The sequence below is a fragment of the Leptospira ilyithenensis genome (assembly GCF_004771005.1).
Lineage (GTDB): Bacteria > Spirochaetota > Leptospiria > Leptospirales > Leptospiraceae > Leptospira_A > Leptospira_A ilyithenensis.
On sequence record NZ_RQHV01000068.1, the window covers coordinates 1 to 1,959 of the forward strand.

The following is a 1,959-nucleotide window of genomic DNA, read 5'->3' on the forward strand; positions in this document are numbered from 1 at the left end:
CCGCCACACCACCGGAAATATAAGCCATAATCATATCTTTGATAAATGAATCCGCAGACTCAGCAGCAATCTTCGCTTCCTGGAATTTCTTCTCGTTTCTATCTTTGCCCGCAGATATATCGTTTGCCGCCGAAGATATTCTCTTAACATCTCCCGCAAGACCCACATCGTAGAAATTCTTAAGCACTGCATTCTGTTGGGATCCTATATTGTCCCATTCTTCTTCACCCCAGGAGTCAAATAAATCTTTTCCTTTGGGAGCCATGATCGGCTTGACTTCCGCCAAGCTCACATAACGGGTCTCAGTTTGTGCTCCACTGATGTATTTTCCATCTCTTCTCCCACCGATCTGACCGTTACTGATCGACTTTGTAAGTGTAGCTATGTTTGTTTCTTTATTGACTGTATAAGTATAATCTTGTCTCAGTAGACTCTTGCACTGTGTCGGGTCCACATAACAAGTGCCAGTCAATGCCTTCTCTTCTGCAGTCATCGTAAGTCCCGTTGTTTGACCGAGTAATATTTTCTCCATCTTATTAAGCGACCTGACAATCATTCCATTTTGGTATTCAAAACCTTGCCCTTGCATATAAGCAATCGAATCCTTGAAAGTAGTCTTAAAACAACCTTCCTGCGTTGCTCCCTTTTCCGCCATGCAATCGGTCATGGGTTTGAACTTGGAATCATTCATCTGATTCAAGATATGTTGGAATTCCTTGTTTCCTTCCAACACTCCATTGTCATTGTATTTGAGAACAACGCGGTCTTCCCATTTGATTCCGTATGTGATCTGGTTGAGTAATTTCTCCTGTTCTTTGTCAGCCATTCTCTCGTTGTTTTCATTGGTAGAGAGCAGTTGGGAATATTGGTACACTCCGTTCGCTGTGTTGCTGAAAATAGTACTGATGTCTTTGCCATCCACCTTCAAACTTGTCTCAACTTTCTTTTGGCTCGCCGCATTGAAAATAGAATACGATTGTCCACCGGATGTATTTCCTGTAAGAGAAGATACAAATCCTCCTACAGCTCCCGTAGCAGATTCTACCAGGCTGATTGTTTTATAAATAACAGGATCTGTCTGGACAAGTCCTATCCCCGCAGCTACACCGCCTAACGAGAAACTTCCCATAGTGGAAACTTTATCAAATACAGATATTTTTGACACTTCCGACAGACTTCGGTCCTTAGAGAAAAATTCTCCGAGTCCCATACTTGTATTTTGAGTGATGACAGCTTGTTTCTGAACCGGTTCGTTGAATACAAATTCTTTTGTAGTAAGTCTTGTTAGACTATCGTCATAACTACTCAACACAGATTCCGTTCCTGTGGAAAAGTCGGTCACGGAGGACTTGGTTGCTTTTAGCTCTGCCTTGAGGGTGGCTATATCCGATTTTGATTCCGCACTCGCAGCTTCCCTTTTCAGTTCTGCCCATTTTAAGATTCCATCCTGTCTTTCCGCTTCCAACTTGGAAAGCCAGGCTGTTTTCTTTGTCTCAAGGTCGGCGAGTGAATTTTCATAATCAGTCTTGGCCTGTTCTTTCAGTGCATCCGCGTTTGTTTTCCACTGTTCGTAAAAGCTGCTATAGCTTGCAACTTGACCTTCCCAGCTGCTGATCGCTGGGTTTATATCGTTTGTATATTTGCTGAGCTGACCTGTGAGAGATGTGGAGTTTGAGTCCCAGTATGAAGCCATGTCCGCAGAATGCTGGTCATGCATTGTATACAAAACACGATATCCTATGGCACCCATTTGGTTTTGAGGAACAGCCCAGTGCTGGTGTTGGTACCAAATGTCGTAAGGATTTCCGGCAGCGCTGTCTACTAACAGATTCCCTTCTGTATGTGATACGCTATTCCATCCATAAGGGGATCGGTTATAAAGATTGTAACTATCCGTATATAGGTTGGCAACGACTACGCTTGTGACCCAACGATCGGGAGTTCCCATAAGGGAGTGCA

The 1,959-nt window shown here is 43.5% G+C and carries 1 protein-coding gene; it reads right to left on the reverse strand.

Annotation, left to right across the window (positions count from 1 at the left end; translation table 11 throughout):
* The coding region (locus EHS11_RS19685; protein WP_135766104.1) for a TIGR04388 family protein at positions 1-1,959 on the reverse strand (1,959 nt) is incomplete at both ends.